This is a genomic window from Streptomyces sp. NPDC002623, from assembly GCF_053592635.1.
Window position 1 is genome coordinate 1 of record NZ_JBSFWB010000091.1, and the last position, 7,055, is coordinate 7,055.

8 protein-coding genes are annotated in these 7,055 nt (G+C 69.1%); 1 reads left to right on the forward strand and 7 read right to left on the reverse strand.

The features are described 5' to 3' along the window. Positions 1–173 precede the first annotated feature (173 nt). The 5 genes from ACWD4O_RS48490 to ACWD4O_RS48510 form a co-directional block, all read right to left on the reverse strand. Positions 174–833: a TetR/AcrR family transcriptional regulator gene (locus ACWD4O_RS48490; protein WP_451289554.1), complete on the reverse strand. Its 660-nt coding sequence runs from the start codon at positions 831–833 to the stop codon at positions 174–176. Positions 834–905: 72 nt separating this feature from the next. Continuing rightward, positions 906–1,589 carry a GntR family transcriptional regulator gene (locus tag ACWD4O_RS48495; RefSeq protein ID WP_451289555.1) on the reverse strand — a complete coding sequence of 228 codons (684 nt, stop codon included), beginning with the start codon at positions 1,587–1,589 and terminating at the stop codon, positions 906–908. A 268-nt stretch (positions 1,590–1,857) separates the two neighbouring features. After that, positions 1,858–2,217: a nuclear transport factor 2 family protein gene (locus tag ACWD4O_RS48500; RefSeq protein ID WP_451289557.1), complete on the reverse strand. Its 360-nt coding sequence runs from the start codon at positions 2,215–2,217 to the stop codon at positions 1,858–1,860. A gap of 10 nt (positions 2,218–2,227) precedes the next feature. After that, complete coding sequence (locus ACWD4O_RS48505) at positions 2,228–2,701, reverse strand: SRPBCC family protein (RefSeq protein WP_451289558.1); 474 nt, start codon at positions 2,699–2,701, stop codon at positions 2,228–2,230. A gap of 173 nt (positions 2,702–2,874) precedes the next feature. After that, positions 2,875–3,219 carry a tetratricopeptide repeat protein gene (locus ACWD4O_RS48510; RefSeq protein WP_451289559.1) on the reverse strand — a complete coding sequence of 115 codons (345 nt, stop codon included), beginning with the start codon at positions 3,217–3,219 and terminating at the stop codon, positions 2,875–2,877. 114 nt (positions 3,220–3,333) lie between these two features. Here ACWD4O_RS48510 and ACWD4O_RS48515 point away from each other — a divergent pair, with 114 nt between their 5' ends. Then, positions 3,334–3,720, forward strand: coding sequence for a winged helix-turn-helix transcriptional regulator (locus ACWD4O_RS48515; RefSeq protein WP_451289561.1), 387 nt, complete (start codon positions 3,334–3,336; stop codon positions 3,718–3,720). Positions 3,721–3,726: 6 nt separating this feature from the next. Here ACWD4O_RS48515 and ACWD4O_RS48520 read toward each other — a convergent pair whose 3' ends face one another. Both ACWD4O_RS48520 and ACWD4O_RS48525 read right to left on the reverse strand, forming a co-directional pair. Beyond that, positions 3,727–6,588, reverse strand: coding sequence for a SpoIIE family protein phosphatase (locus ACWD4O_RS48520; RefSeq protein ID WP_451289562.1), 2,862 nt, complete (start codon positions 6,586–6,588; stop codon positions 3,727–3,729). A 167-nt stretch (positions 6,589–6,755) separates the two neighbouring features. Beyond that, positions 6,756–7,055, reverse strand: a 300-nt coding sequence (locus ACWD4O_RS48525) for a cupin domain-containing protein (protein ID WP_451289563.1), incomplete at its 5' end; no start/stop codon positions are given.

A 7,055-nucleotide genomic window follows, 5' to 3' on the forward strand; every position in this document is an offset into this window, starting at 1 on the left:
CCGAAGGGCCACAAAACCTTCATCATCTGCACAGCACCGCATCAAGTGGGCCTACCTACATCAACCTCACTCTCTGCGCTCGTGGCGCACTTAAAACTCAAGCTGAGAGCTGCCTGGGCCGCCTTGAACTCCTGCCTCTCCTGCAGCCATCGGCTGGCTCGGAGGCAGGCGTTTCAGTCGCCGGTCTTCGCCGAGTCCTCGGGGTCGATGAGGCCGCGGAGTACCGGCACCACGAGGCGGAGGATGTCCTCGGTGTCGGCCGCGGCCAGGTCGGGCATGCGGAGCAGGTAGCGCTGGCTTGCGACGCCCATCATCATCGCGCCGCACAACGCCGCCCGCAGTCGGGCGTCGGGGCTGTGGACCATGGCGGCCACCGGTTCGACGGCCTGGGCGGTGATGTGGCCGCGCAGGAGTTCGGCGGCTTCCTCGCTGGTCATGCTGGCGCGCACCAGTACGGCCATGGGGCTGTCCGGCTCCGCGGCCCAGGCGCCGAGCATGCCGCGTACGAGATTCTCGACGGTCTCGGCAGGGTCGTCGGTGGCCAGCTCGGCGACCGGGATGTCCCAGCGGACGGCCTCGCGGAACAGGCTGTCCTTGCTGCCGAAGTACTGGATGACAGAGGACTTGTCGACCTCCGCCTCGGCCGCGATGGCCCGGATCGTGGCGCGCTCGTAGCCGACTTCGGCGAACTTGCGACGGGCCGCCTCCAGAATGCGCTGCCGGGTGCGCTCGCCCTTGCGCGGGCAGTCGGCCTCGGTCCCGTGCTTGCGGGGCCTGCCCCGGCCGGACGCCGTCGGGTGCGGCACTTCTTCTGTCACATCGGCGGCGGACACACTCCAGCCCCTTTCCTCACTCGCACGTTCCGATGCTACGGCGAGGAGGCAGCGCTGCTGCGAGGCGGAGTGTCAGGCCTGTCCGCCGCCGGCGATCTTGAGGGCCGAGCGCGTGGTGACGGGCTCGTACTCCGGGGCGACATCGGCCAGCACGCTCAGCGCGGTGCGCGCCAGGTGACCGGCGATCACCCTGGCGGCCGCGCCCTCGTCACCCGCCCTCAGCGCCGCCAGCAGCGCCTCGTGCTCCTTGTGCGCCCGCGCACGGGACCCCGGTACGCCCAACTGGGCGAGACGGACGTAGCGCTCGCTGTGCTCGGCGTGCGAGGAGAGCGTGCGCCGCAGCTGTGCCCCGACGGCCTGGGTAGCCACGCCGTGGAACTCGCGGTGCGCGGCGTACCACTCGTCCGGCTTCTCCTCGTCGGCGAGGTCCTTCATTCGCTCCAGCAGTTCGCTCATACGGTCGAGGTCCTCGCCGGTGAGCGTCTTCGCCGTCGTGGTCACGGCCAGGGTCTCCAGCATGATGCGGGCCCCGTACACCCCGTCCAGGTCCTCGGGGTCCACCGCGCGTACGCGGGCCCGCTGGTCGGGCCGGGCGTCGATGAGGCCTTCCTCCTGGAGGAGCCGGAACGCCTCGCGCATCGGGGTGCGGCTGACGCCCAGTTTGCGGGCCATCTCCGCCTGGAGCAGCGGCGAGCCCGGCGGCAGTTCACCGCTGAGGATCATCGCCCGAAGCCGGCCGTGCACGTCGAGAGCCATTCGACGTCCGCCTGTGGCCTCCGCGGGACTCGCGCCAGGTGCGGGAGCGCCGTCGACCACGCTCACGGAGCCGCCCGGTTCCCGCTCTTCCGACGATTCGCTCGTATTCCTGCTCACGCCGGGAGTGTACCCAAGAGGTGTATCCAATAAGGGCGTGAAGAAGCCCGGACAGGGGCGCGGAAAAGCCCGGACCCGGCGATGGCCTCCCTGACAGGCCACCGTCCGGGCCCGGGCGGCTTGGGACTGTATGCACCTAGGGGTCGTGGGCTCAGGCGAAGAGCGGAGCGAGGTCGAAGTAGACGCGGAAGTCGTCGATGAGGCCCCGGTCGTCGACGTGCCACATGGTGACGGCCGGGATGGTGACGGTGTCGCCGGCCAGGCGGTAGTAGTCGACGATCTCCTCGACGATGCTGTCGGCACCGCTGTGCCACTCACGGACGACCGTGTGGCGCAGCCCCTTGATGGTGCCGAAGAAGCCACCGACGCCGGCCTCTATTTCCTCGGGGCCGGTCATCGGCTCGTTGTTCCCGAAGCGCATGCGTCCCTGCGGGGCGAACAGTCGGCTGAAACCGGCCGCGTCGGTCGCGTCGACCAGCGTGAACACCTTGGCTGCGAACTCTGTCTGCACGGCAGGCTCCTCAGGCCGAGATTCCGGTGGCGGCGCCGGCGACCCGGCCCCGTACGGCCGCGAGCGTCGTCCGCACCGCGTCGAGGTAGTCGGCCTCCATGTGTGCGGCGAACTCGTTCTCCTGAGCGCTGCCCGGCTCCACCCCGTCGAGAACAATACGGAAAGAGAAGGTGAGAGAGAGCTCTCCGGCGTGGTCGAGACCGAGTTCGTTGTCGATCGTGCCCCTGGCACTGCCGTGCGTCCGCACGAAATGCACACGCTGCTTGGGGTAGAACGTGACGACCTCGCGCACCGGCTGCCCGGCGTGTACCACCTCGCGTACCAGGCCGCCGTCGAACCGCTCGGTCACGGTGCACTTGCTCATGCTGGCGACGTACGCCAGCGGGTTCGCAGCCTTGTCCAACAGGCCTGCCCAGACGTCGTCCACCTGGAGCGCCGGCTCCGTGCCGTCGTTCACGGAAAGAGTGCGGCTCACTTCGATCATGGTGTCCCTCCACGGAATTGAACTCCGCCGGCCGATTCGGTGAAGCGCCACCGACGACCCGCAACTCGAAGTGTGCACACTCTTGGTTCCCCAGTAAAGACAGAAGACGATTTCTTCCGAGATCGACTCCGATAGCGAGCGTGAAAATGTATGCAGTTATACGATGCACGCACTCACGCGCCTAGGATCTTCGCCATCTTCAGATGGGGCGTGGCCTCTTCCGGCCGCCCCAGGCGCTCCAGCGTGCGACCGAGAAGCAGGTGCCCGTACGCGTCACCCGCGTCACGCTCGAGCAGCACTCGGAGTTCGGACTCGGCCCGACGTAGGGCCGCCGAGTGGTAGTAGGCGCGGGCAAGCAGCAGCCGGGGGCCGTTCTGCTCGGGGTGACCCTCGACCAGGCCGCCCAGAATGCGGGCGGCGGCAATGTAGTCACGGGCGTCGAAGAGCAGCTTCGCCCGCTCCCAGTCCTCGGCGGCCGACGATGTGGTGCCGTCTGCCCCGTCCAGGTTCCACTCCATGTCCTCTTCTCCTTCTCGACCGACGGGAACCTGGGCCTCTGACCCAGGCAGATGATCCGGTTACTTAAACGCACCGAGTGCGTTGAATGTTTCCCCGCCGTACCCTTGGTTGCCATGACCGAGACCCGCCTGCCGCTGCACTCCTGCTCCTACACCGAAGACGTCTTCAACCTCCTCGGCAAACGGTGGACAGGCCCCCTCATCGACCTGCTCCTCCAGCGTCCGGCCCGCTTCAGCGAGCTGAACGCCGCGCTGCCGGCCCTGTCCAAGCGGGTACTGAGCGACCGTCTCACGGAGCTGAAGGAGCTCGGCCTCGTCGAGCGCGAGGTCTCCCCCGGCCCGCCGGTCGCCGTCACCTACCGGCTCACCGAGCGCGGCATGGGACTCGGCCCCGCCATGGACGCCCTACGAGTCTGGGCCGGCGCCCCCGTCGACGACCTGGGACGTCCGCTTCCCCACACGGAGGCCGACGAGCACGAGGCGGAGCCGAGCCGGGCCTGAAGCCGCTCATCGCGCCTGGCCGTCCGGAGGCGTGGCAGCCTCCGCGACGAAGGGCAGCGCCTGCTCGGTCCAGATGCACTTCCCCGTCGGCGTGTAGCGAGTGCCCCAACGCTGGGAGAGCGCTGCAACGAGTTGCAGGCCGCGTCCGCCCTCGTCGGTGTCCAAAGCGCGGCGGATGCGCGGGGTGGTCAGGCTGCCGTCCGAGACCTCGCAGACCAGGTGGGCGCTGCGCAGCAGGCGGAGCCGTATCGGGCCCTTGGCATGGCGTACGACGTTGCCAATGAGTTCGCTGGCGAGCAGTTCGGTGCTCATCGTCAGCTCCTCCAGGGCCCACTCCGCCAGTTGCTCGCGTACGTGCTCGCGGGCCTCGCCCGCCGCCCGCGGGTCCTCGGGCAGTGCCCAGGACGCGATCTGGTCAGCTGGCAGAGCATGGACGCGGACGGCAAGCAGGGTGGCGTCATCGTCGATGTCGTGCTGGTCGGTGGGCAGCAAGCCGCCGACCAGGGTGTCGCAGACCTGGTCGAGGCCGCAAGGGTGGGCGGTGCCCAGAAGCCTGGTGAGGCAGGCCAGGCCGTCGTCGAAGTCGCGCCGGGAGGACTCGACGAGGCCGTCGGTGTACAGGATGAGAAGACTGCCCTCAGGCAGCGTCAACTGCACGGTCTCGAACGGAGGCTCGGCCGCGCCGAGCGGCGGATCCGGAGCCTGCTCGGGGATGTGCATGCTTCCGTCCGGGAGCACCACGACCGGCTGCGGGTGCCCGGCGCAGACGAAGGAGCAGATCAGGGTGGTCGGGTCGTAGATCGCGTACAGGCAGGTGGCGTAGGAGTCCTCGCCCAGGTCGCTGACGATGTCATTGAGGCGGGTCATGACCTCGTCGGGAGGCAGTTCGAGGTCGGCGAGCGTGTGCACGGCGGTACGCAACCGTCCCATGGTGGCCGCCTCGGACATTCCGTGCCCCATCACGTCGCCGATGACCAGCGCGACCTGGTCGGCGGACAGTGGGATGACGTCGTACCAGTCCCCGCCGACCTCCATGTCATGCCCTGCGGGCAGGTAGCGGGCGGCGGCCGTGCAGGCGGGTAGCGCGGGCAGCGTGCGCGGAAGCAGACCGCGCTGGAGTTCCTGGGCTCGGGTGTGTACGGAGTCGTACAACCGGGCCCGGTCCAGGGCCTGGGCGACCAGGCCGCTGATCGCGACCAGCAGGGTTCGTTCCTCGCCGGTCAGCCGGCGCGGGTGGTCGAAACTGATGGCGCAGCCGCCGAGCACGCGCCCCGCGGCGGTCAGCGGCAGGAATGCCCATGACTGCTTGCCGACCTCACGGGGCCAGTCCGCCCGGCGCGGGTAACGCGTGGTGTACTCCTCGACCGAGGAGATGAACACGGGCGCGTCCGAGAGCAGCGAATCCCAGATCGGCGTGGCCTCGTGGAGCAGGGTGCCGTCCAGCCCGTCCAGGAACTGCTGGGGGTACCCGACGGCTCCGACGTTGTACGCCCGATCGCCCTCGATCATCTGCATGATCAGGCCGACAGCGCCGAACGGCTGCATCACCCGCCGGGCGACCGCCTCCGCCACGTCCTGTGAGGTCATCGCCCGGGCAAGATCCGCCGTCAGCTCCGTGATGCGGGCGGACCGCTCGGCGGCGACGCGCTCGGCGGCCTCGCGCTCGGCAGCGCGCTGCCGGATCTCGGTGACATCGGCGCAGTAGCAGGTGGTGCCCTCCGGTACCGGGACCAGCCGCAGGTGATAGCAGCGACCGGTGTCCGGTATGCGGATGTCGAATCCGGCCGGGACGGCCGCCGCGGCGGCGGTTCGGCAGCGTTCCTCCAGGCCGCGCACCTGCCGTACCCGGGGAAGCTCCCACAGAATCCGGCCGAGCAGCTCTTCCTCCAGGGAGCCGAGGGTGCGCTCCGCCTCCCGATTGGCGAAGACGATCCGCCAGTCGTCGTCCAGCGCCAGGAAGCCGTCGCTCATGTGCCTCAGGGCACGGGCAAGCGCGTCCCGGGCGGAATAGGACTCTTCGATGCCCCACCATCCGCCGATCATCCTGAGCGGTTCCCCCGCGTCGTCGCGGACCACCTTGGCGCGGGCCAGGGTCCAACGGGTCGTACCGTCCGGGCGGTGGATCCGGAACTCTGCCTCGTACAGTGTCCGGTCACGGATCGACTTCTCGACCGCGGCCAATGTCCACGGCAGGTCGTCGGGGTGAACGGCCTTCATGAACGTCTCGATCCGGGGCACGAAATCGGCCGGATCCACCCCGCACAGCGCCATCGAGGCTTCGTCCCAGTACAGCTCACCGGACTGGATGCCCCACTCCCACGAGCCGACCTGAACCTCCTCCAGCGCCTCCCGGACGCGGCTGCTGTTCCAGTTCCGCTGAGGCGGTCGGGTGGGCGGCGGCGCCTGGCCCATCCGCTCCTCGGCCCAGGCTGTCACAGCCTGCAGGAAGTCCCACTGCTCCTTGGTCGGCTCGCCGCCGTCGCCCGTCAGGACAGTGAGCACGCCGACGGCGTGGCCTCCCCTGAACACGGGCACAGCAGCCATACCTGTACCGCTGTCGGGCCTGGCGCGCGTGGAGGATTCGGCGGGGACGTCGGGCTCGGAAGCCACCCACACGGGGCTGCCCTGGCGTACGGCGCGGGCCGGGGCGGCCGTGCCTTCCTGCGCGACGATCTCCCAGAGCCGAGTGAGGGCCGGGGGCAGTCCGTTCGCCGAGACCAGGCGCAGCGCGGACATGGGGCCGCTGAAGTGCACCATTCCGCCCAGGGCACCGAGCTCCGTCACCGCGTGCTGGAGAGCCAGCCGGAAGACTTCCTGCTCGGTCACTCCTGAGTCCACGGCGTTGAGCAGACCAAGCCGCACCTTCATGATGCCCAACTCTACGCATCAAGCATAAAAACGGACATGCAACTGCATCGCAGCCCACGGCCACCGAGCCCGAACCGCAATGGATCCGCATCAGCCCGGCAAATCCGGGCGCGGGTACCGCCGGTGTCAGCGGTACCCGTGCGTGGTCACTGTGATGTGGTGGCGTGTCACCGCGGCGGGCCGAGGATGACCTGTCCGTACTTCTCCGCCGCTTCGGCCAGCCTCTCGGGTGTGATGGCGAAGTCCTTGGGCCGGGGGGTGGTGATGTCGCGGCCGGCCTGCTGGAACATGCCCTCTATGCCGCCGGGGGTGGTGATCATGAGGAGGTCGGCGGTGTCGGAGGTGATGCGGTAGCCGTGCGGGATGTTCCTGGGCAGGTAGACGATGCCGCCCTCGGACAGCTCCATCTGCTCGTCGCCGAGCCAGAGCAGCGCCTCGCCCTTGATGAGCATGAAGATCTCGTCCTC